Source organism: uncultured Bacteroides sp. (assembly GCF_905207245.1).
Classification (GTDB): domain Bacteria; phylum Bacteroidota; class Bacteroidia; order Bacteroidales; family Bacteroidaceae; genus Bacteroides.
In genome coordinates this window covers 107996-134423 of sequence record NZ_CAJLKP010000005.1, presented here as the reverse complement: position 1 = coordinate 134423, position 26428 = coordinate 107996, and the positions used below count along the sequence as shown (strand labels likewise).

Here is a 26428-nt window from a genome sequence, read left to right as displayed (position 1 = left end):
TCGTTATTATTAGCTTTTTTATCCTTGACCCGATTAAAAACAGAATCATAAAACGAACTAAAGAAAACAATATCCATAATTTTTAATTTAACAGTTAACTTGATATGAAAACATTTAGATTATTGACAGCTTCATTATTGATTGCTGTATGCGCAGGATTGGGTTCTTGTGGCGATGATAAATTGGACGACTTTCAACTAGAAGTAATGTTCCCTAATGGAGATTCATTTTCTACTTATGGACTGAATTTAAGAGATTATGAATGCTATGGTTCTTATTATTGGGGTAACATAAACCACTTCTCAGGCTTGAAGAATAATCATCTATGGATTAGTTCTTATGATAGGACGACTAAAGAAAAACTTTGGGAATGGACTGATAATAGAACTTTTGACAAAAAACGTACAGTTCATGTTGGATATGGAGAATATAAGGATATTGAAATATCAAGCATTACCACCTATGGAGCTTGCGCCAAGAACAACATCTTCGTTGCGAGTGTCAGTTATAATGGTGAGTCATACAATGAAGATAATATCTTGTTCAAAACAGCAGCAGGAACGCTCAAAGAAATAAAAAACGACTATCGTGCATATATTACTGATTGGTACAAGGAATCTGTGTTCGTTGGGAATTGTTGCTATAACGACATGGGAGATACACTTTATGTTAGCCAAATAAACAATGGCGCAGTAGGAGGAACACCTATTTCTTATGAAGAATCTGTTAGCGTCAATGTTGATGTTAATTTTGATGATTTTCTAACACAAATCAGTGCGTTAAGAATTAATTATAAAACATATAAGAACGTTTGGTACACGAAGCATAAACTTCCGTTTGAAATTTTCTCTGACACCAAGAGAGAATGCACTTTACTTGACAATTCCACCAATATATGGAAGTACAAATTAGACCTCTTATATTATGACGGAACGAAGAAAGATTATACATTTTACCTAAATATTGAGAACGGCACAATCTCTGAAACCCAAAATGTTTCTCCCATTGTTGGTAGTTGGGTTTATATCACAGATGAAGGATATAAAGAGATTATCACTTTTTACAGTGATAACACTGGTCGTTGGGAGTCAGTGAATATACATGACAACACTTCCAATTCAGACCCATTTACTTATACAATGGATGATAAGGAGGATAAGTTTATTATTGATTTTGGAGATAATTCACCCGAAACGTACTATTATAACATATCTGACAATAAGATGAAATTGATGTACGAGGACGGACATGTAGAACTTTATACCAAACAATAAAATTAACAGAACCACTACTATAAGGTACTATCGGAAATTTAAAATCCTTTAGTACCTTTTTTAGTGAAAGTTGGTTTTATAGACCCTAATTCAAAAAAGTACTATGCTTACTTTGAATAACTATATAGATATTTGAAACTTCATTTTATAATTGCTATTTTTGCAATGCAGGTTTATTCTGCAAAAGAGATTATTAAATTATTGTCAAACACTTCTTGTTTTGCCTCTAAGTTAAACCAAGAGTTAAACCGCTTCATTTAAGCGAAAAGTAGATATAAGCTAATCGATTTAATTCCAGTTATTTAATAATGATATTAATAAGGTTAGCGCACCTGCTTTGGGAGCAGGGGGTCGTGGGTTCGAATCCCGCTACCCCGACGAATAAAAGGTTTGACTAGAAATAGTCGAACCTTTTATTTTCTTATTTAATAATCGTCCATCGTATAATCTTAGCAATAAATATATTATCTATAATGAAGAAAGTTGATTTCTACAGCCATATTCTTAAGAAAGAAATGTCTATGAGTGTATATTTACCTGCAAATTATAATAATGCCATCTCTCTGCCAGTGCTGTATTTTCTACATGGAAGAAGTGGAGATGAGAATTTGCTATTTCAGATAAACGCAGATGTTGTGATGGATAGGCTGGTTAATGATGGAATAATTAAGCCTATGATAATTGTATGTCCAAGAATAGAGAATAGCCGGGGGATAAATTCGTCATTGATTTGTCGGGAAGTATCAGATGTAAATAATCGAATTATTAGTTTAGGGATGTATGAGTCTTATTTTGTTGAAGAGGTGATCCCTTTAGTAGACGCAACCTTTAAGACTGTAGAAGATAGACGAGAAAGATATATAGGAGGCGCATCTGCCGGAGGATATGCTGCTCTTCACTATGCATTTCGGTATCAACATTTGTTTTCAAAGGTGGGAGGACATATGCCGGCATTGGAACTTAAACTTGAGGAAGAAGATGTGCCGTATTTTGAAAACATGAATATATGGGAAAAATATAACCCAATATCTATTGCAGAAAGCACCCATATATCTTCTGATGTCTGTGTTTATCTTGATGCTGGAGATAAGGATGAAGGTCGGTTTTATGAAGGATGCTCAATTTTGCATGAAATATTGTGTAATAAAGGGGTAAATTCTAAGAATCAAATATTTCCCGGTCATCATAATATTGAGTATATACAATCACATTTTGAGAAATATTTAAAATTTTACGGTGAATAGGGATTTATAGAGGCATAATCTTACATTTTCAAATAAAACTCTTTTGTCAATGCAATATATTCAGGGGTGAATTGATTGTGTTCCACTTCAATGCATAAAGTTTCTTCTATGCACTCTTTTTCTTGAAGACTGAATGAGATAAGCACTCTTCGGCATGGTTTTCCGGGTTTTGTAAAAACACGAAGACGGCGGGAGGGATATAGCTTGTATTTCCAAGCCGTGTCAATCACCAGTTTTTCTACTTCGGCAGGGATAATGAAGCACGCCCTCCCCTGCTCGCAAAGCAGTTGGGCTGAACGCTGAAAAAGCAATTCGTAATTTAGTTCGCAGGTATGCCGTGCCATATTTCGTTGTTTGTCAGGGCAATTTAAAGCATCAACAAAATAAGGAGGATTAGAAACGATTAGATTGTATTTGTTTTCTGTTTGGAATAAACGAAAATCGTTACAGATAATATTTATTCTGTCAGCCCACGGCGAGCGTATGGCATTTATTTCAGCTTGGGCACTTGCTGTTTCATCTATCTCTATGGCTGTGATTTGCGCTTGCGGATTCCGCTGAGCTAACATTAGAGCTATCAATCCCGTACCAGTCCCTATATCAAGGATTTGGAGGGTGTTTTTTGCTGTAGCCCAAGCGCCCAGAAGCACTCCATCTGTGCCTACCTTCATAGCGCACTTATCATGCCATATGGTAAATTGTTTAAACCGAAAATAGGGATTTGACATAGTCTGTACTTGTTAATTGGGGACAAAAATAGGCAAAGTCGAGAATATTATGACAAATTTGGCACTGTTTTTGTCTTTTTATATAAAAGGTGCTTTATATTAATGAAGAATAGATTAACTTTGCAGGCGCTTTATAAGCCCTGTCAGTATGACATAAACTTAAAAAGAAAAAAATGAAGAAAAGACTTTACCTGGAAGATACAGAAGAGAGAGACGGAAATGCTTTCTCAGTGATTGCTGATTTTGAGGGGAATGAAGAACAATTGATGGATATTGAGGTGGATGAAATCCTTCCGATATTGCCTCTGCGGAATATGGTTTTATTTCCGGGCGTGTTTATGCCGGTATCTGTTGGGAGAAAAACTTCCATGAAATTGGTTCGTGAAGCAGAAAAGAAGAGTGCATATGTAGGTGTAGTTTGCCAGAAACTGGCAGACACGGAAGTTCCTTTATTGGAGGATTTGCATACCATTGGTACGGTAGGTAAGATTATACGTATCCTGGAAATGCCTGACCAGACAACGACTGTCATTTTGCAAGGCGTCAAGCGCATGGAGCTAAAAGAGATCGTTGACACGGTTCCCTACCTGAAAGGACGAGTAAAAGCATTGGAAGAAGATATACCGGATAAAAATGACAAAGAATTCCACGCATTGGTGGAAGCAAGCAAGGATTTGACTATCCGGTTTATCAAGTCATCCGATATGTTTCAGCAAGACTCTGCATTTGCTATCAAGAACATAACCAACCCCATGTTTTTGGTAGATTTTATCTGTACTAATCTTCCATTGAAGAAAGATGAAAAGGTTGAATTGCTGCGTATCGACTCATTGCGGGCCCGTACTTACCGCTTATTGGAAATACTGAATCGGGAAGTGCAACTTGCCGAAATCAAGGAGTCCATACAAATGCGTGCACGGGAGGATATAGACCAGCAGCAACGCGAATACTTTTTGCAACAACAGATTAAAACTATTCAGGATGAGCTGGGTGGCGGCGGTCAGGAGCAGGAAATAGAAGAAATGCGTCGCAAGGCTGCCTCTATCAAATGGAGTGCGGAAGTGAAGGAAACCTTCATTAAGGAATTGGATAAACTGGAACGTACTCATCCGCAATCTCCCGATTATAGCGTGCAGCTTAATTATCTGCAAACCATGCTTAGTCTGCCGTGGGGAGTATATACTACGGATAATCTGAATCTGACAAATGCGGAAAAGACCTTGAATAAAGACCATTATGGTTTAGAAAAGGTGAAGGAACGTATTCTGGAACACTTGGCGGTATTGAAGTTGAAAGGTGATATGAAGTCGCCTATCATCTGTCTGTATGGTCCTCCGGGAGTTGGTAAAACGTCTTTGGGGCGTTCGATTGCTGCTGCGTTGAAGCGGAAATATATCCGTATGTCATTAGGTGGTGTGCATGATGAAGCAGAAATCCGCGGACACCGTAAAACGTATATCGGAGCAATGCCGGGACGCATTATCAAGAGTCTGATTAAAGCCGGTTCTTCCAATCCGGTGTTTATTCTGGATGAGATAGATAAGGTTAGTTCCGACCGTCAGGGAGATCCCTCTTCTGCCCTGCTCGAGGTGCTTGATCCGGAACAGAATACGACATTCCATGATAACTTTCTGGATGTGGATTATGATTTGTCGAAGGTGATGTTTATCGCTACAGCGAATAATCTGAATACCATTCCCGGGCCATTGCTTGATCGCATGGAGCTGATTGAAGTAAGTGGTTATATCACTGAAGAAAAAATAGAGATTGCTCGCCGCCATCTGGTTCCGAAAGAACTGGAAGCTAATGGTATGAAGAAAAACGATATTAAGATACCAAAGAATACGTTGGAAGCTATTATCGAGTCATACACCCGTGAGAGCGGTGTGCGCGAACTGGAGAAGAAAATCGGTAAGGTGCTTCGTAAATCAGCTCGTCAGTATGCTACGGACGGTTATTTTGCGAAACAGGAAATCAAACCGGCAGATTTATATGAATTCCTTGGTGCCCCGGAGTATACCCGTGATAAGTATCAAGGCAATGAGTATGCCGGTGTAGTGACCGGACTGGCATGGACTGCCGTAGGTGGAGAAATCTTATTCGTGGAAACCAGTTTGAGTCGTGGAAAAGGCGGACGTCTGACGCTGACCGGAAATCTGGGTGACGTGATGAAAGAATCTGCTATGTTGGCTTTGGAATACATCAAGGCGCATGCTTCTCTGTTGAATTTGGATGAAGATATCTTTGATAACTGGAATATCCATGTGCATGTACCCGAAGGTGCCATACCTAAGGATGGACCGTCGGCAGGTATTACCATGGCTACCTCTCTCGCTTCTGCCCTTACCCAGCGTAAGGTAAAGGCTAATCTTGCTATGACAGGTGAGATTACGCTTCGAGGCAAGGTGCTTCCTGTAGGGGGAATCAAAGAAAAAATTCTGGCTGCCAAACGTGCCGGTATCAAAGATATTATCCTAAGCGAAGAGAATCGTAAGAATATTGATGAGATACAGGAGCTCTACCTCAAAGGATTGACTTTCCATTATGTGAAAGATGTGAAAGAGGTGTTTGCCATTGCGCTGACCAATGAAAAGGTAGCCGATGCCATTGACCTGTCCCCAAAGAAAGAAAAGACAGAAAAGAAAGCAGAATGACATTTGATTTACAATATACAGACAGTAAAAGTAACGCGCGTGCAGGACTGATTACCACTGACCACGGGCAGATAGAAACACCCATTTTTATGCCGGTAGGTACTGTGGGAACGGTGAAAGGTGTGCATGTAACCGAATTGAAAGAAGATATCAAGGCGCAGATAATATTAGGTAACACTTATCATCTGTATCTGCGTCCGGGATTGGATGTACTGGAAAAAGCCGGAGGACTGCATAAGTTCAACGGCTTTGACCGCCCGATGCTGACGGATAGTGGTGGCTTTCAGGTATTTTCATTGTCGGGTATCCGCAAGCTGCGCGAAGAAGGTGCTGAATTTCGTTCGCACATTGATGGTAGTAAGCATATTTTTACCCCTGAAAAGGTGATGGATATTGAACGTACTATTGGTGCGGATATTATGATGGCATTTGATGAATGCCCTCCGGGTGATTCAGACTATGCTTATGCCAAAAAGTCATTAGGGCTGACGCATCGTTGGTTGGATCGTTGCATCCAGCGTTTCAATGAGACGGAGCCGAAGTATGGTTATAATCAATCCCTTTTCCCTATTGTTCAAGGATGTGTATATCCCGACCTTCGCAAGCAGTCGGCAGAATTCATCGCATCAAAAGGCGCGGATGGCAATGCTATCGGTGGCTTGGCGGTGGGTGAACCGGTAGATAAAATGTATGAGATGATTGAGCTGGTGAACGGGATTCTGCCTAAAGACAAACCTCGTTATCTGATGGGTGTAGGTACGCCGGTCAACATTTTGGAAGGTATAGAACGCGGTGTGGATATGTTCGATTGTGTGATGCCTACCCGTAATGGACGTAACGGTATGCTGTTTACCAAAGATGGTATCATTAATATGCGCAATAAAAAATGGGAAACGGACTTCTCTCCTATTGAGGCAGATGGGGCTTCTGCTGTGGATACCTTATATACTAAGGCTTATCTGCGCCATCTGTTTCATGCACAAGAGTTGCTGGCTATGCAAATTGCTTCCATTCATAATTTGGCATTTTATCTATGGTTGGTGGGGGAAGCCCGCAAGCATATCATTGCTGGTGACTTCTCTACGTGGAAACCGATGATGGTGAAACGTGTATCTACAAGATTATGAAAAAACTGAACTGGAAGATAAAAGGTATAAAGCTGCCGGATAACTGGAAATGGTTGAAGCGGCTGGACTTCTACATTATAAAGAAGTTCCTCGGGACTTACGTGTTTGCCATTGCATTGATTATTTCGATTGCGGTGGTATTCGACTTTAATGAAAAGATGGACAGGTTCATGTCGCATGAAGCACCTTGGAATGCTATTGTTTTCGACTATTACCTGAACTTCATTCCTTACTTTGCCAATTTGTTCAGTCCGCTGTTTGTATTTATTGCCGTTATCTTCTTTACCTCAAAACTGGCGGAGAACTCGGAAATTATCGCCATGTTCTCTACCGGAATGAGCTTCAAACGGATGCTTCGACCTTACATGGTGTCGGCAGCCATCATTGCAGTGGTGACTTTCTTTTTAGGTTCTTATGTCATACCCCAAGGTAGTGTGACGCGTATTAACTTTGAAGATAAATACTATAAGCAACGCAAAAATAATACTGCTCGAAACATTCAGTTAGAGGTAGATTCAGGGGTTATTGCTTACATTGAACGCTTTGAAGATTACTCCAAAACCGGATATCGTTTTTCATTGGATAAGTTTAAGGATAAACAGTTAGTTTCTCACCTTACAGCCCGTTCTATCACTTACGATACGGCTTCTGTGCATAAGTGGATTATTAAGGACTATATGATACGTGAAATGGATGGCATGAAAGAGAGCATTACCAAAGGCGATCGCATTGACAGTACGCTCTTTATGGAACCTGCCGATTTTTTGATAACAAAAAACCAGCAGGAAATGATGACCAATCCACAGTTGAGTGAATACATTACCCGTCAGCGGCAGCGTGGTTTTGCCAATATCAAGGAGTTTGAAATTGAATATCACAAGCGTATCGCCATGTCTTTTGCATCGTTTATTCTTACGTTGATAGGTGTTTCTCTTTCTTCGAAAAAGACAAAGGGTGGAATGGGCTTGCACCTGGGTATAGGTTTGGCATTAAGCTTCTCATATATCTTGTTCCAGACGATTGCGTCCACCTTTGCGGTGAATGGCAATGTGCCTCCGGTAATTGCCGTATGGATACCAAACATACTTTATGCATTCATTGCATTCTATCTGTATCAGAAAGCACCGAAGTAAGATAATCCGAAAAACTGATAAAAATAAGAAGCCCCTCCCGCTCCTGTGTTACCACAAGTGCGGGAGGGGCTTTTTGTTGTATCCATTTCCTCTTTTGTCTTTATCTCCTTTTAACCTTAGCGGCAATCAATTGTCGTTTGATTCTTTGGAAATAAACCCACTTTCGTCTTACAGGTTCTTTAAGTTTTTCATTGTATTATGGCAGTGAAAACACTTAATTCAAGTAAGCTGAAAGCTCTGCGGCAGAGATGTTTTTGGCTATAATCACACCATTATCATCCAGTAAATAGTTAGTAAATCCCCGGCCTAAGCGATACTTTTTAAAGATGCCGGACGACTCGCCTTTAGTTTCCACGAAACAAGTGGGCGTAACTATTTGGTCCTTACGAATGGTTTCCTCGAAGATAGACTGATATTCATCGAATGAAACGGAAACCATTTCCACATTATTATTTGGAGAAGTTGAGCGAAGCGCATTGCTTAAACTTGCGTTTTGCATCCGGGACTGCGCGTCGTAACTTGCCCAGAAACTGAGTAACACATACTTTCCCTTCATCCGGGAAAGGTTTAGAGTAGGTTGCTCAGTCGACATAGTTTCGATTTTAAAATCAGGGGCCATGTCACCCACATTCAAACCACCGGTTGGTTTGTCTTTTTCTACGAAAGAAGTCAAGGAACTAATTAGTAATACAACAAAAATCCATTTTACATACTTCATGTAAGGCGGTTTTGGTTAATACTGGTTGATTTACAGTTGCTTGTTGTGATGCTAATTTAGCGTCTTATGAAACAAATGTATAATCAACATTTACTAAGATTGTAGAACCACTTGTCCTAAATCGGCGTCAAAGGTACAACATTATTATTGAAAACCAAGTGAATGGTTGAATTATTTATGTTATATAACATGTTTTATACCTCTGCCTATCTTCTATAAGCATTGTTGCTCACTTATTTTTCCTTATTGCAAACAGCGAACATTCCGTTGCTATTCTCGTTCAATAAAGGGTGTAAAGCATATATTTTTCGTATATTAGTATGAGTAGCGGGAATTTTCCCTACTTTTGCACTGTATTATTCATTAATTTAAATAGACAACTTGATATGCAACCATTGAGCACAGAGCTTATTCTCATCCGTGTCACGGGTGAAGACCGTCCGGGATTGACTGCGTCGGTCACGGAAATTTTAGCAAAATACGACGCTACTATCCTCGACATAGGTCAGGCTGATATTCATAATACGCTATCACTTGGTATTTTATGTAAGACGGAGGAGCAACATTCCGGCTTTATTATGAAGGAATTGCTTTTCAAAGCATCTTCTCTGGGAGTCACTATCCGCTTCTACCCTATTTCGGTGAAAGAATATGAAGATTGGGTAAATATGCAGGGAAAGAACCGCTATATCCTTACATTGCTGGGACGTAAGCTATCCGCCCGTCAAATTTCTGCGGTTACTCGTATCCTGTCTGAACAGGGAATGAATATTGATGCCATCAAGCGTCTGACCGGACGTATTCCGTTGGACGAATGTGACTCGCGTACCCGCGCTTGCATTGAGTTTTCTGTCCGGGGTACTCCCAAAGACCGCATTGCTATGCAGGAGCAACTGATGAAGTTGGCCAGTGAACTGGAAATGGATTTCTCTTTCCAGCTCGATAATATGTATCGCCGTATGCGCCGTCTGATATGTTTTGATATGGACTCCACGCTGATTGAAACGGAAGTTATCGACGAATTGGCTATACGCGCCGGTGTGGGTAATGAAGTGAAGGCAATCACCGAACGTGCCATGCGTGGTGAGATAGACTTTACAGAAAGTTTTCGCGAGCGCGTGGCTTTGCTGAAAGGATTGGACGAATCTGTGATGCAGGAAATTGCAGAGAGCCTGCCTATTACGGAGGGGGTAGACCGATTGATGTATGTACTGAAGAAGTATGGTTATAAGATTGCCATTCTTTCCGGTGGTTTCACCTATTTCGGCCAGTATCTGCAAAAGAAATATGCTATTGACTACGTATATGCCAACGAATTGGAAATTGCGGACGGTAAACTGACCGGTCGCTACCTGGGCGACGTGGTGGATGGCAAACGGAAAGCCGAGTTGCTGCGTCTCATTGCACAAGTGGAGAAGGTAGACATTGCCCAGACTATTGCTGTGGGTGACGGAGCCAATGACCTTCCAATGTTAGGTGTTGCCGGCTTGGGTATCGCTTTCCATGCGAAGCCGAAAGTGGTGGCTAATGCTAAACAATCCATTAACACCATCGGTTTGGATGGAGTACTCTATTTCCTGGGCTTCAAGGATTCCTACATCGATTTGCCGAAGTAGCCTGAACTATTCCGCAAATATATTTGTTTCATATAGTGACATATATATTTGCGGAACCTCTTAAATAATAATACTATGAAGAGAATCAGGAATCTGTTCTATCTCTCTTTACTTTTGATTGTACCCGGTCCTCCTGCCGTTGCACAAAAGCAATTTCATGCTGCTCTACCCGACTCCATAACGACTGTTGGATATGCCACAGGTCTTCGTAAGAACCTTTCCGGACTGGTAGAAAGAATTACTGAAAATCAGATGAATAAGGATCAGATAACCAATCCGCTGGATGCTATTCGCGGACGGGTGCCCGGACTGACTATTCTAAAAGGTTCAAACGGACCTGCTGCACTTGATGCTGTCCGTTTACGCGGTACCACTTCATTGACTACCGGAAACGACCCGTTGATTATAGTAGATGGTGTTTTCGGTGATTTAAGTATGCTCACATCTATTTATCCGGCAGATATTGAAAGCTTCGTGATCCTGAAGGATGCTTCGGAAACAGCGCAGTACGGCTCCCGAGGAGCATCGGGAGTAATAGAAATCACTACAAAGAAAGGTGTCAGCGGGCGTACAAGTGTTAATTACAATGGCAGCTTCGGCATTGCTTCGAGTTATAAAACCGTGAGGATGCTTAGTGGAGACGAATTTCGTAGCGTGGCCCGGGAACGTGGTATTTCAATTACTGATTTGGGTAACAATACTGATTTTCAGAAAGAGATAGAACAAACCGGATTACAGCATAATCATCACATTGCCTTTTCCGGAGGCACGAATACTTCTAATTATCGCGTCTCACTTGCCTTGATGAACCGTGAAGGGGTTATCGTCAATGAAAAATTGCAGAACTTCACTTCAAATATGAATATGACGCAGTATGTTTTCGATAGCTTCCTGAAATGTGACCTTGGTATGTTCGGTTCCATACAAAAAGAGCGTAACCTGGTGAATCTGCATAAGGTGTTCTATTCAGCAGCTTCATTCAACCCCACCTTCCCTAATCATAAAAATCCGGAAACCGGGAGTTGGGACGGGAGCGCCTTTGCCAGCCAGTTATCTCACCCACTGGCTTGGATGGATGTGAATGATAAGGATGCTACGTCACATATTAGTACACATGCCCGGCTGACGTTTAACTTGTCCGAAGCATGGAAACTTACTCTTTTTGGTTCCTATACCTATAATGTTATAGAGGATTCACAGTATCTGCCTGTTGCTGTTTGGGCAAATGGGCAGGCATACAGAGGAACTAAAAAGATGGAATCATTACTTGGCAACCTGATGTTGTCTTACAAAAAGGAGTGGCGAAAGCATTTCTTTGATATTTTAGGGCTGGCGGAATTACAGAAAGAGCAATATACAGGTTACTATGTTACAGCTACAAAGTTCAGTAGCGATGATGCTGGTTACAATAATCTGCAAGGAGGTGCTCTCCGTCCATGGGAAGGTACTGGCTCCTATTATGAAGATCCACGGCTTGTTTCTTTTATGGGGCGCGCGAATTATACATACAACAACCGTTATATACTGACGGTGAATGCCCGTGGAGACGCTTCCTCCAAATTCGGAAGTAACCATAAGTGGGGATTTTTTCCGGCAGTGTCAGTAGCTTGGGTAGTCAGTAATGAGAAGTTCATGGAGAAGCTGCCTTTTATTGACAATCTGAAAATTCGTGCCGGATATGGATTGGCGGGCAATCAAAATGGCATTGACTCATATACTACATTGAATCTGATGCGTCCTGATGGTGTGGCTCCGGTCGGTTCATCACCTGTAGTCACAATGAATAAGTTGCGCAATACGAATCCCGATCTGAAATGGGAGGTGAAGCAAACATTCAATGCCGGTATAGAGATAGCTTTGTTGGGCAACCGGTTATTGCTGACGGCGAACTACTATAACTCTAAGACGAAAGACATGCTCTATCTTTATAATGTCAGTGTACCGCCTTTTACTTACAACACTCTGCTGGCAAACATTGGTTCCATGCGTAATTACGGAACAGAGCTATCCATTGGCGTTACTCCACTTAAAACTAAAGATATGGAGCTGAATATCAATGCCAATCTGACTTTCCAACAGAATAAACTGCTTTCCCTCAACGGAACATACCAGGGCGAGCAGATTTCAGCAACTGAGTATAAAAGTATTGCCGGACTGGATGGTGCGGGATTTCATGGTGGATACAACCACATTGTTTATCAGATTGTAGGTCAGCCATTAGGTGTATTCTATTTACCCCATTCCACTGGGTTGGTATCCGATGGCAATGGCGGCTATACTTATCAGATTGCCGATCTCAATGGCGGCGGTGTCAGTCTGGAAGATGGTGAAGACCGTTATGTGGCAGGACAAGCTGTGCCGAAAACAATTCTTGGCTCTAACATAAGTTTCCGTTATAAAGACTTTGATGTGTCATTGCAGATTAATGGCGCTTTTGGTCATAAAGTCTATAACGGCACCTCACTGACTTATATGAATATGAATAGCTTTCCTGACTACAACGTAATGAAGAAGGCACCTGCCCGGAACATAAAAGACCAGACCGCCACGGATTATTGGCTGGAAGATGGGGACTATGTCAACTTCGATTATGTGACAGTAGGCTGGAATGTTCCACTAAAGAATGCCCGCTATTTGCAGTCGCTCCGTTTATCACTGACAGTCAATAATCTGGCTACCATTTCCGGCTATTCAGGGTTGACCCCTATGATAAACAGTTCGTCGGTAAACTCTACTTTAGGTATAGATGATAAACGTACCTATCCTCTATACCGCACATATACCATCGGACTAAGTGTAAACTTTTAAACCCTAAAGCTATGAAACGTTATTCAATATTTTGCATTTTAGCCGCCCTTTGCTGCTTCGTGGCCTCATGCGATGATTTCCTGAAAGAGAAACCCCGCGATGCACAACCCGAAGAAGAAGGCTATCGTAATATCTCCGAACTTTATCTTAACACAGTAGCTTCCCTTTACAACTATGTCGGTGGTAATTCTGACAGTCAGGGTTTGCAGGGAACAGGTCGCGGTGTATACGATCTGAATACTTTTACTACCGACGAAGCCATAATGCCCACCCGTGGTGGCGACTGGTATGACGGTGGTTTCTGGCAAGGTCTATTCCTGCACAAATGGGGTGTAAACAATGATGCAATACAGGCCACCTGGGAGTATCTCTATAAAGTAGTCATGCTCAGCAATAGTTCCTTGGAACACATAGAAGCTTATGCCCTCAACCATTCCGATACAGAGCTTCCCGTCTATCGTGCCGAAGTACGTGCTTTTCGTGCGATGTACTATTATTATCTGATGGATTTATTTGGACGCATTCCGGTAGTTGTGGCTTCTCAGGTAGCCTCCAAAGATATTGTGTTGAGCGAACGTAAGGAAGTATTCGACTTTATATTCAGGGAATTACAGGAATCCGCTCCACTCCTGCCCGCTGAATTCAGTAACCGCTCAGGCAATTACTACGGACGCCTGACACGCCCCGTTGCCTACTTTTTACTTGCGAAACTGGCGCTGAACGTTGAAATTTATACCGATAATGATTGGACAGACGATACGCACCCCGACGGGAAAACAATCTTTTTTGATGTGGATGGAAGTATATTTAATGCCTGGCAGACAGTAGAAGCTTATTGCGACAAAATTACCGCCCTTGGTTATCGTCTTGAACCGGACTACACTGATAACTTTGCTGTATATAATGAAAGCTCTGTTGAAAATATTTTCACCATTCCGATGAATAAGACATTATATACCAATCAGATGCAATATCTTTTCCGCTCACGCCACTACAACCATGCTAAAGCATTGGGACTATCCGGTGAGAATGGATCGAGTGCTACTGTCGAAGCTTTGCAGACCTTTGGATATGAGACCGATGAACAAGACCCACGCTTTGATTATTGCTATTATGCCGGTACGGTCTACGATTTGAAAGGGAATGTCGTAAAATTGGATAATGGAACAGTTCTAGTTTATGAACCTTGGAAGGTTAAGTTGGATTTATCTGACGAATCTTATGAGAAGACCGCCGGTGCCCGTATGAAAAAATATGAAATAGACGATAAAGCAATGAAGGATGGTAAATTGATGGAAAATGATATTGTCCTGTTCCGTTATGCCGATGTGCTGTTGATGAAGAGTGAGGCTAAAGTCCGCGATGGACGCAACGGAGATGAGGAACTAAATCTGGTACGTGCCCGCGTTGGAGCACCACAACGTACTGCGACTTTAACAAGCCTTCTTGCTGAGCGTCAGATGGAATTTGCCTGGGAAGGTTGGCGACGTCAGGATTTAATCCGTTTCGGTCAGTTTACCCGTGCTTACAGTAGTCGTCCGCAATTACCTGATGAAAAAAACGGATATACTACTGTCTTTCCTATCCCTGAGAAAATCAGACAGATGAATCCGGGATGGAAACAGCATCCGGGGTATTAAGAGAACGAGCCGCAAAGTAGCTTTATTCTTTTGCGATAATCACTTTATTTCCTATCTTTGCGGCTAAATAAAAAAGAAACATGAAGTTTTCCGAACTACAACTGAATGACCAGGTGCTTGATGCGCTGGAAGCCATGCGCTTCGATGAGTGTACACCTATACAAGAGAAATCCATTCCCGTTATACTTGAAGGCAGAGATTTGATAGCCGTAGCGCAAACCGGAACCGGTAAGACTGCCGCTTATTTACTGCCGGTACTGAATAAACTTTCCGAAGGCGGACACCCTGAAGATGCTATTAACTGTATTGTCATGTCACCCACACGAGAGCTGGCGCAACAGATAGATCAGCAGATGGAAGGTTTTTCTTATTTTATGCCTGTCAGTAGCGTGGCAGTTTATGGAGGTAACGACGGAATACTTTTTGAACAACAGAAGAAAGGCTTGATGCTGGGTGCTGATGTCGTGATAGCTACTCCGGGACGTTTGATAGCTCATCTCAGTCTGGGTTATGTTGATCTCTCCCGTGTCTCCTACTTTATCCTCGATGAAGCTGACCGCATGCTCGATATGGGTTTCTTCGACGATATCATGCAGATTGTGAAGTATCTGCCCAAAGAGCGGCAAACTATCATGTTTTCTGCCACCATGCCCGCTAAAATACAACAACTTGCTAACACCATCCTCAATAATCCCGCCGAAGTAAAACTTGCCGTTTCCCGTCCTGCTGACAAAATAGTACAGGCGGCCTATGTTTGCTACGAGAATCAGAAGCTGGGCATCATCCGTAATCTTTTTGCCGAGCAAACCCCGGAGCGCGTTATTATTTTCGCATCGTCCAAACTAAAAGTAAAAGAAGTGACGAAAGCGTTGAAATTGATGAAGCTGAACGTAGGCGAAATGCACTCTGATCTGGAGCAGGCACAGCGTGAGGAAGTGATGCATGAGTTTAAAGCCGGTCGAATAAATATCCTTGTAGCTACTGACATTGTGGCGCGTGGTATTGATATTGACGATATTCGTCTTGTTCTCAACTATGACGTTCCGCATGATAGTGAAGACTATGTTCATCGTATCGGTCGTACAGCGCGTGCCAATAACGACGGTGTTGCTTTGACTTTTGTCAATGAGAAGGAACAGAGTAACTTCAAGCAGATAGAAAATTTTCTGGAGAAAGACATTTATAAAATACCCGTACCGGAGGAATTGGGTGAAGCCCCCGAATATAAACCCCGCAGTTACGATGGTGGCAGACGGAATTTTCACTCCAAGGGAGGTCGGAATGCGAATCGAGGCGGTGGAAATGCCCAGAAAAAAGGTAATGCTTCGAGAGGAAGAAGTGGTGCTCCGAAGAGGAATAATAATGCTTCGGGGAGTAATCAGAAATAAAAGGATATTTTCCTATAATATTATTTATTTGATGGTGGAGATTACTCCACCATTTTTATATGCAGTTGTTTGTCGGGACTGATAGTCAGGTTCACGAGGTGATAAACAGAACTTTCCGGAACACGTAGCGTTGCCTCATAGTGATATCCTTTTCCGTCTACTCCCATGAAGTTCATATCAGTAAGGATGCTTTGCTTCAATTCTTCCTCTGGGAAGATGTCTACAAACATTTTCTTGGTTATATCTTTTCCATACAGCAAATTCCGTCCTTCGTATACACAAATGTGTATCACATTGTCATAATATACATTATCTATGCCTATACCCTCTTCAGAATAGGAGGTCTTTATCACTTTCATTTGGGAAGGGTTGATATAGACATAGCCTCGATAGCGCGTACCTTTATATACTACCACGCTATCCTTTTTCACGACTTCCGGGATGCTGGGAGTGATTTCTGTTTCTTGGTTGGAAAATGCCAGTGTATCTTCCGGATTATCTGACTTATACAACTTCACAATCTCATCAGAGAGACTGTGGAACCAAAAACTATATTCCGTTTGCCGATCTATCTTATAAGCTATTGGTGTGTTTCCACGCACGTATATCGTATCGCGGATAACTTTAAAGTAAACGGGCAGATTCTGTGGGTCGAGATAATAGATCGTATCGCCGTTAATACGCATTAACGGTATATCCGTCTCGTCATCCAGCCATATGCCTTGCAAAAGTCTTTTTGCGGTCAGGTCTTCCTTGTCGGAAGCCTCTCCGTTTTTAGCATTATTGCAAGAAGCCAGCATCATAACGAGCACCATGGAAATAGCACCCCACTTTATCATAACTCCCTCTGTTTTGTTAAATTCTTAATGTCCAATGCAATGGTAAGCAAACCCTTGCTCTTCCATATCCTTTTTATCATAGATATTACGTCCGTCCAGCACTACTGCCTGCTCCATAGTCTTCTTGATAACTGCCCACGACGGCAAGCGGAATTCTTTCCATTCCGTAACCAGCATCATGGCATCAGCATCGAGTACGGCATCATACATATCCTTTGCATAATAAATGCTTTCACCTATTCGGCGGCGGCATTCGTCCATTGCAGCAGGATCGTAAGCACGCACTTTACATCCGACTTTAAGCAATTTGTCTATCAAGACCAGTGAGGGTGCTTCGCGCATATCATCGGTTTCCGGTTTGAAAGCCAATCCCCACAAGGCGATGGTCTTTCCTTTTAAGTCGTTATCGAAATGCTTACAGAGCTTTTTGAAGAGAATGCTTTTCTGCAATTCGTTCACTTCTTCTACAGCATGGAGCACGCGCATCTGATAACCGTTCAACTCAGCAGTTTTGATAAGCGCTTTTACATCTTTAGGGAAACAAGAACCGCCATAGCCGATGCCCGGATACAAGAATTTGCGTCCGATACGGGTGTCCGAACCAATGCCGCTACGCACCATATTGACGTCTGCACCTACCAACTCGCAAAGATTGGCAATATCGTTCATGAAACTGATGCGGGTAGCAAGCATGGAATTGGCTGCATATTTGGTCATTTCGGCAGATGGAATATCCATGAAGATGACGCGGAAGTTGTTTAGCAAGAACGGTTTGTAGAGCTTACTCATTAACTTCTTTGCACGTTCGGACTCCACTCCCACTACTACGCGGTCGGGACTCATGAAATCATTGATGGCATTGCCCTCTTTCAGAAATTCGGGATTGGAAGCTACATCGAATTGAATGTTGACGCCCCGTTTATCCAATTCTTCCTGAATGGCGGCGCGCACCTTCTTTGCCGTACCTACGGGAACGGTACTCTTTGTAACCACCAGCATGTACTTCTGCATATTCCGTCCGATGGTGCGAGCAACTTCAAGCACATAGCTAAGGTCGGCACTCCCATCTTCATCGGGCGGAGTACCAACAGCACTGAAAACGACTTCCACTTCGTTCAGGCAACTTTCCAGAGAAGTGGTGAAGTGCAGGCGGTCAGCTTTTACATTGCGGTTCACCATTTCTTCCAAGCCACTCTCATAGATAGGAATGATACCTTTCTTCAGTGCTTCTATTTTCTCACTGTTGGTGTCTACGCAAACAACGTTAACACCGATTTCTGCAAAACAGGTTCCGGTCACCAGACCGACGTACCCTGTACCGACAATAGCTATTTTCATACTCTCTTATTCAAAATATACCGCATCCCGGAAAAGCGGGGCAGCTTTATCTTTGGGGGATAATAATAATCGTTCTTCGGCAACAGGCCAGTCTATACCTATTGTGTCATCATTGAAACGAATGGATGCTTCTACTTGTGGGGCATACGCATTATCCACTTTATATGTAAAAATAGCTTCATCGCTGAGTACCAGAAAACCGTGTGCAAATCCACGGGGAATGAAGAATTGGCGTTTATTCTCCTCGCTCAGTTCCACGCTGACGTACTTACCGAACGTTGGAGAGGATTGGCGTAAGTCTACTGCCACATCCAGCACTCTCCCTTTTATAACACGCACCAGTTTGGCCTGACAATGTTCTCCTTTTTGATAGTGCAATCCGCGCAACACGCCGAAAGAGGATTTCGATTCGTTGTCCTGAATAAAATGGACATCCCCAATGTGTGCTCTGAATTCTTCTTCTTTAAAGGCTTCCATGAAATAACCGCGTTCGTCACGAAATACCTTTGGCTCAATCAGCCATACACCATCAATTTCCGTTTGTATATAATTCATCTTTTTAGAAATTTTTTCGTACTTTCAGTTGGCAACCCAAATTGTCGCCATATATCTCTCCTATGTCGAAAGCGATGGAAGCATTGAACTGCCATCCCTTCCATTTTCGGGGAGAATAGAAAACTGATGCAAAAGTAGAAAAATTTTCTAATATATCGGGTATAGGTTTGAAAGGAGTTCCCCAAGTTTTATTATACGATAGTTTTGCGAGATAAGTCCACTCATTATTGATGTTTCCGCTCCAGCCTAAATGCATGGCTCGGATGCGGTTGTATTTGAAACTCATATCACCATCTTTATTGTAGATGGGAGAAGCGATCAGTGGATTCCCCATCGCCATTCCCCAATGCACCCAGCCGGGATACCAGGCATTATTATAATAGTCATCAGCCCCACCCGTCTTTTCCACTACTGTGAAATCCACTCCATGCATGGGGCCGCTTTGGTTGGTAGTCTGATAATATTCCAGCACGAAGCCATTGATGGCTTGCCGGTGGTTGGATTTATATTCAATTCCCCACAAACCATCAAAACCATTCAATTTCCCCATTCCACTGAAATCGTCGTAATAATTTTCCAGATAGGCACTTATGGAGAAGTCGTCATGACGATAGGTCATGCGGATATGCTCACTACCCATGAAATTGCCTTGGTAAGCTATTTGTTCTCCTTCCGGACTACTTTCATCTCCACGGCTGGGGATGAATACTTTGAAATAGTCTTTCCAGCTATTTCCCAAATCTCCTGCATCCATTCCGGCACTTTTATAGCCGCCGAATTGTACATCCAGACTCATGCCTACATCCAGTTGCCATTTGCCTTGCGGCACACCGATGCGAAGGAAACCGCTTTTGTGGTGATACTTAATACTCTTGGTATACCAATAATCCTCTCCTACCTGTTTCTTTTGATAATTGTTGTCAGTAAACCATCCATACGAAATTTCCGCTTTCAGGGCAAGCCTCGGAAGTATCTGTACATATTCGGGAAGCCCTATCCATACTTGCGGAATGGGTCTTGCATTTCCCGACCAGGTCAATCCACCACTACTCAATTGTTGGTTTAATAATGGAGAATCAATCTCCTTACTACCAATAAGTAATCCTATCCATTTGTACCGAATATCCGTATAGCTTTGTTGCAGTACAAAGGTAGATGTGAAACCGGAAGTTACTGCCATATCCAAGCTACCTTCGAAACGCCAATTACGAAGTGTATCCGTATAAAAAACTCCTCCTCTCAGGTAAGTATTATTGTCGATTGAGGAGAAGCCGTGCTGGTTGCTCACTTGCCATAGAGGAGTATTCTTCCCTGTGTGGACAGAGGCACCATATTCTACAAAAGAAGATAAATTTTGCCGTTTCCACCCATTTTGCGCCTTTACTACCAATCCGGTGGAACAGCAAAATAGAATGGCAAGAATATGACAGACTGTACGCATAGGCTTATCGGAATATAATTTTCAGGGTGTTGAGCATGATTTTCAGCTCCAGTGCAAATGACCAATGTTCAATATACCAAATATCATATTCCACTCTTTTTTTCATTTTATCCAATTTCTCCGTTTCTCCACGCAGGTTGTGTATCTGCGCCCAACCGGTTATCCCCGGTTTCACCAGTAATCTCTTGTTATAGTCAGGAATGATGCCGCAGTATTGTTCTGTATGTATCAGCATATGGGGCCGGGGACCCACTATCGACATATCTCCAATGAGCACGTTCCAAAATTGGGGCAATTCATCAATACTGGTAACACGCAGGATGCGTCCGAATGGAGTGATGCGGGGATCGTCATCATAGGCTTGTTGGGTATCTGCTTTACAGTTAGGCAGCATAGAACGGAATTTGTAACAGGTAAATTCCCGGCCATACTGTCCGTTTCTCTTCTGAGAAAATATAATGTTACCGGGCATCTTAATTTTGATGCAACATCCTATGATGATATAAGCCCATGGGTATATCAGGACTAAGACTGTAGATGCAAATACAATATCTAGTATACGTTTAAGGATTCTATTACATTTCCGTTGCAGCGGAAAATGATATGATGGATAATGTATATTCATGCTAAAATATTACAATACTTTTGATTAATAGAACGGTAAATCTGATTCTATATTGTTTTAGATTATCAAAGAATCATAAATTTCTTTAGTCTGCCGGGCAATATGGTGCCAATCATATGAGGAAAGTTCATAAGCAATCCGTTCAGTCTGAATACTTTTTATTTTCTTTTCTAATGCCTGTTGCAAGCTGGCAAGATTACCATTTTTGAAGTAACATTCATCCGGCAATCCTATTTCCTTGTTGGCAGGTATGTCGCTTGCAAGTATAGGGCATCCATAACTCATAGCTTCGAGCAATGCAATAGGCAATCCTTCATGAGTTGACGGTAATACAAATATTCGGGCATATGTGTATAATTGTGCTAATTTATCTCCTTTTATAAAACCGGTCAGAAGTATATTTTCCTCTCTTTGGCATATTCCCTTTAATTTTTGGGCATATTCATCCTGATGATCGGCATCACCGGTTATTACTAACTTTACGGAAGATGGAGGCAGTTCTTTGAATGCTTCAACCAGCCTGTCGAATCCTTTTTCTTTTACCAGACGGCCAACAGCCAGAATATAAGAGTATTCGGTTAGCCCCAGACTGTGAAGATAGCCTGTATCAGATATCTCGGAGCTAACATTGACTCCGTTGTGTATTAAAGTGATATTGTTTTTCGATGGATACCGTTGCTGTATCATATTCCGTATGTGCCCTGAAATCACGATCATATGGTTTGCATAACGTACGCCGACCTTTTCTCCTATCCGAAGTATCCATTTGGCAAATGCTCCCCATTTTTCCCGGTCATAATCCGGACCATGATGTGTTACTACCGCTTTCATTCCTAACATACGTACAATAGGAGCCATCAGAGCCGGGCCTACTGCATGAATGTGCACGATGTCTGCTCCTATTTTTCGTGCATACAATACAGCCAGAAACGTATGTAAGAAAGCTTCCAGATGTTTGTTTCGAGGTACTTTTATGTCTTTTATAGTAACTTGTTTATAGCTTTTGACGGTATGGTCTACTGCATAATCTGACCGCCGAACCACAATCACTTCATGTTGTTCATCTACGATTAAAGGATATAGCTCTTCGCAATGCGTCTCTACTCCTCCTTGTATGCCGGGAATACCTCTGGTACCTGTAACTACGATTTTCATTTTTTAGCCTTTCAGATTTATAGGGTGTCCCATTGCGGACTGTATTTTTTGATGTAACACCCACCGTAATGGGATGGCAATATATTTCTTCATTACGGGAGCGGCAGTGCCTACCATCCAGCAATTCTTAGGACATTTACGTACGTGGTCTCTGACACGCTCGGCTTGTTCACTTCTCCATAAGTCCTGAAAAGAAGACATTGTGCGGATGTTTCCCATGCTTTCTTTCCAGTATTTACTTTCCAATCCATTGCATGGATACACATCACCATAAGGAGCTACAAAGAAGTTTACCAGTCCGGCTTCACAAGGAAGCAAACGTGGTTTTCCCTGTATATAATTTATTAATCCCCAATTGAAGTAAGCGCGAAACCAAGCTTTGGGATGCTTCTCTCTCAATTGCCATTCAATTAATTTGCCGAAGTTGCTACAAACTTCTTCCTTATTGGTAAAAGTATTATCTATTTTATGGAAGTAATACGAATTATGCAAAGCAGCAGTTGCAAATTCCATACCGAGTGAACGTGACAAACGATAGAGAGAAAGCATATCAGTTGAATTAGAATCGGAAACTGTAATGCCGAAGCCTATATCTTTGATACCCATTTCTTTTAATCGTAATAAAGTACGTATTCCTCTATCAAATCCACCTTGACGTCCTCTAAGCTCATCATTCTTTTGAGATAATCCCTCGATACTGATGCGTATTCCTATATTGGGAAACCTCTCAGCCAAATGAATGATGCGTTCTTCAAACCATCCTGAAGTTGAAATAACAACACGGGGAGATTTGCGGAATGCTACTTCTACTATTTCCTCCAAATCTTCCCGGATGAACGGCTCTCCGCCGGTTATATTAATGAATTTCACTTTAGGTAGTCTCTCTATCTCTGCAGGAGTAATCTCCTTATCTTTATCGGTCGGATTTTGCCAGATATTACACATTTGGCACTGCATAGGACAGCGGTATGTGACGATAATACAAATATCAGTAGGTGAGCTAATGGCTGATTTCATGTATATATAAAATTAATAAGTTTACAAACTTGGTACTTTTTACTCTCTTGCTGCTATTTGAAGCCACTTTTGATAATATCGTTCACCGGAAAAACGCCGGAGTGAAGTTGCTGCCAGACTGTCCCGATTTATAGAAGTTGCAGAAGCAAACATTTTGGTAATGAGTGCCGGCAATTCATTATCCTGTTCAAAGAGACAATTACATTTGTCGGTTTCCAATAGTTCCGGAATACCGCCGATATTTCTGCCTAATACAGGAGTACCATAACACAAAGATTCGATGACGCTGAGAGGATTGTTCTCATACCAGATAGAAGGAATTACGGTAAATGATACTTTCTTTAAAAGCTCTGTAATATCTTTCGACGTCAAATGTCCAAGAAAGACAATATTATCTGCTGTATATTTTCGTACTAAATCATTCTTTAAAGGTCCTGTACCGGCAATATATAATGTATAAGGTAACCGGATTGCAGCTTTTAAGAGTGGTTCCACTCCTTTCTCTTTTGATAAACGTCCGATATATGCATAGGATTTTTCTCGTTCCGAGCCGGATGGATTTACATTGGATTTGCTCTGCTCCTCTGATACGAAATTGTGAATAACTTGTAGCTTTTCAGCCGAATAACCTCCCTGTTGCATTTTCTCTGCCATAAAACGGCTGGGACAAATAAATGTATCTGTCCATTCCATCAGTTTTTTCTTATTCCATTTTTTAGCTTCTGCCCAGGCTAAAATGCTTGCCAGCAGATTATCTTTCATGCATTTACGGAGTATTACATTCTTTTTATGGAAGAAACAGACCTCGCATACTTTTCCCTTACATAGACAATTATATGCAGGGCATAGCAACTTGTAATCATGCAGTGTCCAGATAACCTTAATTCCCTGTTCGTGCGCAAGCTGGGCAACCAGAGGAGAAAGATAAGAGTGAATATTATTCAGATGCACAATGTCCGGTTGAAAATCTCTCAAGAGTTCTTTAAAAGCTTCTTTTACTCCTGTACCCCATAAGATACGCTTGGCGGCTTTTATTTTACCGGATAGATTTGCTGAAGCGAAGTTGATTTCTTTTGCAAAGAAAGGTTTGTCTTTATCCTGTATGTTTTCCGGATAATCCATAGCATAAAAGCGTACCGTATGCCCCGCTTCGCGCAGCATCTGGCCAAGGGTCAGGGTATGAATACAATCACCTCCCCGGGGATATAGGAATTTATTGACAAGAAGAATTTTCATTGCTGATATATTTATTTAGACCACATTTTCAGTGGCTTTATAAAGTTAGTATATGATATTTCAGACTTTATTTTAATGCAATAATAGAGACAACCATATAGATTAATACATAAAGATTTTGAGGCGAACCTGTGAGCTAATTTATAGATTATAAGCTGCTTTCTGTTCTCGATACCCAAACTTTCAAATAGCTTTAGCAGAGATTGAAAATACAAATATCGTCTTTTGATAAATTTAAATATCTTGAATATTTTCTTTTGTTTTTTGTGGTTAAGGAGTGTCATGGAGTCGTTATGCCTTCTCCAAAGGACCAGAGGATAAGAAATATACACTATACTATTGCGATATGCTGCCGAAATAGCCAACCACCAATCATAATAAACATCAAAGTTCCATTCGTGAATTTCCTTAATAAACTCCTTTTTTACCAACATCCGGTGTCCTGAGATTATATTATTGAACATGATATCTTCAATCTGATTCTCAGGTATAGAAGAATTACATTCAAAGGTTAGGTCTTTAAAACCGGAGATAGACCCAGAAAAAGGTATGGCACTGCTATAGGCAAGCGCATGATTTCCTATCTCTTCCATCATAACTTCTATTTTCTCAGGAAACCATATGTCATCCTGGTCTGAAATAGCGATGTAATCGCCTGATGCCATATCCATCAATCGCTTAAAATTGTAGTTGACTCCATGATGCTTATCATCTGGACTGATGATTTTGATATTCTTATATTTATGTGCGTAATCATTCAGAATAGTCATTGTGTTATCCGTACTCCCATCATCTCCTACGAGTAATTCATGGATGGGGTAAGTCTGAGCCAAGATGGAGTCTAATTGCTCTTCAATATATTTCTCACCATTATATGATGCGAGTATGATTGATACTGTTTTCATTTTTGAAGTAAGATATTATAAAGTTTTTTGGTGTATATATCTTTAGAGCACTCTGATTTCAGTTTATCACGTAATGCCTTTCCTTTTGCTCTGGCAATATCGGTATGCTGCAAGTGATATTTAATTTCTTTAATGTATTGATCAGGAATGCTTTTACATAATACTCCTGATTTTTCATCAATATATTCTTTGGTGACCGGAGTGGATGTTGTAATAATCGGTTTTTGCTGTAATGCAGCCTGAAATATCACAATTAGCCCTGCTGGTGCATCAGTGTTTAGAGGGAGCACCACAATAGATGATTCTTGCAATAACTTGTTAAATTCAGCTAGCCGTACATTATTAAAAATATGTATGTTTTCGGGTAATGTCATCTTTGAATAATGTTTCCAAGCCGAATCGGGCATAACCAAAGTGAATTGCACATCCGGCATACTTTGGCCTATTTTTATGATTAGTTCCCAGTCCCTGCCATTGTTTCCTCCACAAAACACTTTATTGCCACAGTCTTTATATTCTCTTTCTTCTTCCTCGCTGAAAGGATAGACATCATGTAGCAGTGTGTATGATTTCCTTATTCCTAGTTGATGGTTTAACGCTTTTCCATATTCCATAGATGTGACGGTAGCTTCCAGGTTGGTTGATTGTAATGCTGATTTATACAAGTATGATACCATCTTATTTTTTAGTGTCGGTTTGTTCTTTAATAAAAGATTCAATATGATGATTCTTCTTTTCATGAACAGTAATCTACAAATCCAAAAAGAGATAATCCCCTGAAAATCATACCAAAAAATTAGCGTGTCATTGGATGAAGACTTGCAAATAGCACTCGATGCTCCTTTTAGCCAGGCTATCCATTTATATTTGCTGCTAGGAGAATATATCTCTTCTATGCTGATACCATTTTTTTTCAATGCACCAGCTATATATTCATGATTATCACAGGAATTATCGAATACAATATAGTTCATATATCCTCAGATT

21 protein-coding genes are annotated in these 26428 nt (G+C 41.3%); 9 read left to right on the top strand and 12 right to left on the bottom strand.

Translation table 11 applies throughout. The features are described 5' to 3' along the window. Positions 1 to 104 precede the first annotated feature (104 nt). Positions 105 to 1274, top strand: a complete 1170-nt coding sequence (locus QZ135_RS03200; protein WP_294605881.1) for a hypothetical protein — start codon at positions 105 to 107, stop codon at positions 1272 to 1274. 473 nt (positions 1275 to 1747) lie between these two features. Continuing rightward, positions 1748 to 2518, top strand: a complete 771-nt coding sequence (locus QZ135_RS03195; RefSeq protein WP_294605879.1) for an alpha/beta hydrolase-fold protein — start codon at positions 1748 to 1750, stop codon at positions 2516 to 2518. 20 nt (positions 2519 to 2538) lie between these two features. Here QZ135_RS03195 and QZ135_RS03190 read toward each other — a convergent pair whose 3' ends face one another. After that, on the bottom strand, positions 2539 to 3246 hold the full coding sequence (locus QZ135_RS03190; protein ID WP_294605877.1) for a methyltransferase: 708 nt from the start codon (positions 3244 to 3246) through the stop codon (positions 2539 to 2541). A 173-nt stretch (positions 3247 to 3419) separates the two neighbouring features. Here QZ135_RS03190 and lon point away from each other — a divergent pair, with 173 nt between their 5' ends. Genes lon through QZ135_RS03175 form a run of 3 tightly spaced genes read left to right on the top strand, consistent with a single transcriptional unit; the run spans position 3420 to position 8160 of the window. Continuing rightward, entirely contained in the window at positions 3420 to 5900 is a 2481-nt protein-coding gene (gene lon / locus QZ135_RS03185; RefSeq protein WP_294605875.1) for an endopeptidase La, read from the top strand. Beyond that, positions 5897 to 7027, top strand: coding sequence for a tRNA guanosine(34) transglycosylase Tgt (gene tgt, locus QZ135_RS03180; RefSeq protein ID WP_294605873.1), 1131 nt, complete (start codon positions 5897 to 5899; stop codon positions 7025 to 7027). Before lon ends, tgt begins: the two co-directional genes overlap by 4 nt. Further along, positions 7024 to 8160 (top strand): LptF/LptG family permease, encoded by a 1137-nt coding sequence (locus tag QZ135_RS03175; RefSeq protein ID WP_294605871.1) that lies wholly within the window; start codon positions 7024 to 7026, stop codon positions 8158 to 8160. The genes tgt and QZ135_RS03175 overlap by 4 nt, the downstream gene beginning before the upstream one ends. Positions 8161 to 8374: 214 nt before the next feature. On the opposite strand, the gene QZ135_RS03170 is transcribed toward QZ135_RS03175, so the two are convergent. Beyond that, on the bottom strand, positions 8375 to 8878 hold the full coding sequence (locus QZ135_RS03170) for a thioredoxin-like domain-containing protein (RefSeq protein ID WP_294605869.1): 504 nt from the start codon (positions 8876 to 8878) through the stop codon (positions 8375 to 8377). Between the two features lie 386 nt (positions 8879 to 9264). Here QZ135_RS03170 and serB point away from each other — a divergent pair, with 386 nt between their 5' ends. The 4 genes from serB (at position 9265) to QZ135_RS03150 (ending at position 16330) form a co-directional block, all read left to right on the top strand. Beyond that, a complete protein-coding gene (gene serB / locus QZ135_RS03165) occupies positions 9265 to 10494 on the top strand; it encodes a phosphoserine phosphatase SerB (protein ID WP_294605867.1) in 1230 nt (409 codons plus the stop codon). Positions 10495 to 10569: 75 nt separating this feature from the next. Next, positions 10570 to 13302, top strand: a complete 2733-nt coding sequence (locus tag QZ135_RS03160; protein ID WP_294605864.1) for a SusC/RagA family TonB-linked outer membrane protein — start codon at positions 10570 to 10572, stop codon at positions 13300 to 13302. Between the two features lie 11 nt (positions 13303 to 13313). Beyond that, positions 13314 to 14942: a RagB/SusD family nutrient uptake outer membrane protein gene (locus QZ135_RS03155; RefSeq protein WP_294605862.1), complete on the top strand. Its 1629-nt coding sequence runs from the start codon at positions 13314 to 13316 to the stop codon at positions 14940 to 14942. 80 nt (positions 14943 to 15022) lie between these two features. After that, positions 15023 to 16330: a DEAD/DEAH box helicase gene (locus tag QZ135_RS03150; RefSeq protein WP_294605860.1), complete on the top strand. Its 1308-nt coding sequence runs from the start codon at positions 15023 to 15025 to the stop codon at positions 16328 to 16330. A gap of 41 nt (positions 16331 to 16371) precedes the next feature. Here QZ135_RS03150 and QZ135_RS03145 read toward each other — a convergent pair whose 3' ends face one another. From QZ135_RS03145 to QZ135_RS03100, 10 genes are read right to left on the bottom strand one after another with little or no spacing between them, the layout of a single operon-like run. After that, entirely contained in the window at positions 16372 to 17169 is a 798-nt protein-coding gene (locus QZ135_RS03145) for a DUF4738 domain-containing protein (RefSeq protein WP_294605858.1), read from the bottom strand. Positions 17170 to 17193: 24 nt separating this feature from the next. Beyond that, positions 17194 to 18507, bottom strand: a complete 1314-nt coding sequence (locus tag QZ135_RS03140) for a UDP-glucose/GDP-mannose dehydrogenase family protein (RefSeq protein WP_294605856.1) — start codon at positions 18505 to 18507, stop codon at positions 17194 to 17196. A 6-nt stretch (positions 18508 to 18513) separates the two neighbouring features. Next, on the bottom strand, positions 18514 to 19062 hold the full coding sequence (gene rfbC / locus QZ135_RS03135; RefSeq protein ID WP_294605854.1) for a dTDP-4-dehydrorhamnose 3,5-epimerase: 549 nt from the start codon (positions 19060 to 19062) through the stop codon (positions 18514 to 18516). 4 nt (positions 19063 to 19066) lie between these two features. Further along, positions 19067 to 20503 (bottom strand): capsule assembly Wzi family protein, encoded by a 1437-nt coding sequence (locus QZ135_RS03130; RefSeq protein ID WP_294605852.1) that lies wholly within the window; start codon positions 20501 to 20503, stop codon positions 19067 to 19069. A 4-nt stretch (positions 20504 to 20507) separates the two neighbouring features. Continuing rightward, complete coding sequence (locus QZ135_RS03125) at positions 20508 to 21128, bottom strand: sugar transferase (RefSeq protein WP_294605850.1); 621 nt, start codon at positions 21126 to 21128, stop codon at positions 20508 to 20510. A 57-nt stretch (positions 21129 to 21185) separates the two neighbouring features. Further along, a complete protein-coding gene (locus QZ135_RS03120) occupies positions 21186 to 22283 on the bottom strand; it encodes a glycosyltransferase family 4 protein (protein WP_294605848.1) in 1098 nt (365 codons plus the stop codon). 3 nt (positions 22284 to 22286) lie between these two features. Continuing rightward, the gene (locus QZ135_RS03115) at positions 22287 to 23300 is read right to left on the bottom strand and encodes a radical SAM protein (protein WP_294605846.1); all 1014 of its coding nucleotides are present in this window, start codon (positions 23298 to 23300) and stop codon (positions 22287 to 22289) included. Between the two features lie 39 nt (positions 23301 to 23339). Beyond that, entirely contained in the window at positions 23340 to 24536 is a 1197-nt protein-coding gene (locus QZ135_RS03110; protein ID WP_294605844.1) for a glycosyltransferase, read from the bottom strand. Positions 24537 to 24547: 11 nt separating this feature from the next. Continuing rightward, the gene (locus QZ135_RS03105; protein WP_294605842.1) at positions 24548 to 25441 is read right to left on the bottom strand and encodes a glycosyltransferase; all 894 of its coding nucleotides are present in this window, start codon (positions 25439 to 25441) and stop codon (positions 24548 to 24550) included. Then, positions 25438 to 26415, bottom strand: coding sequence for a glycosyltransferase (locus QZ135_RS03100; RefSeq protein ID WP_294605840.1), 978 nt, complete (start codon positions 26413 to 26415; stop codon positions 25438 to 25440). The genes QZ135_RS03105 and QZ135_RS03100 overlap by 4 nt, the downstream gene beginning before the upstream one ends. Positions 26416 to 26428: the final 13 nt, after the last annotated feature.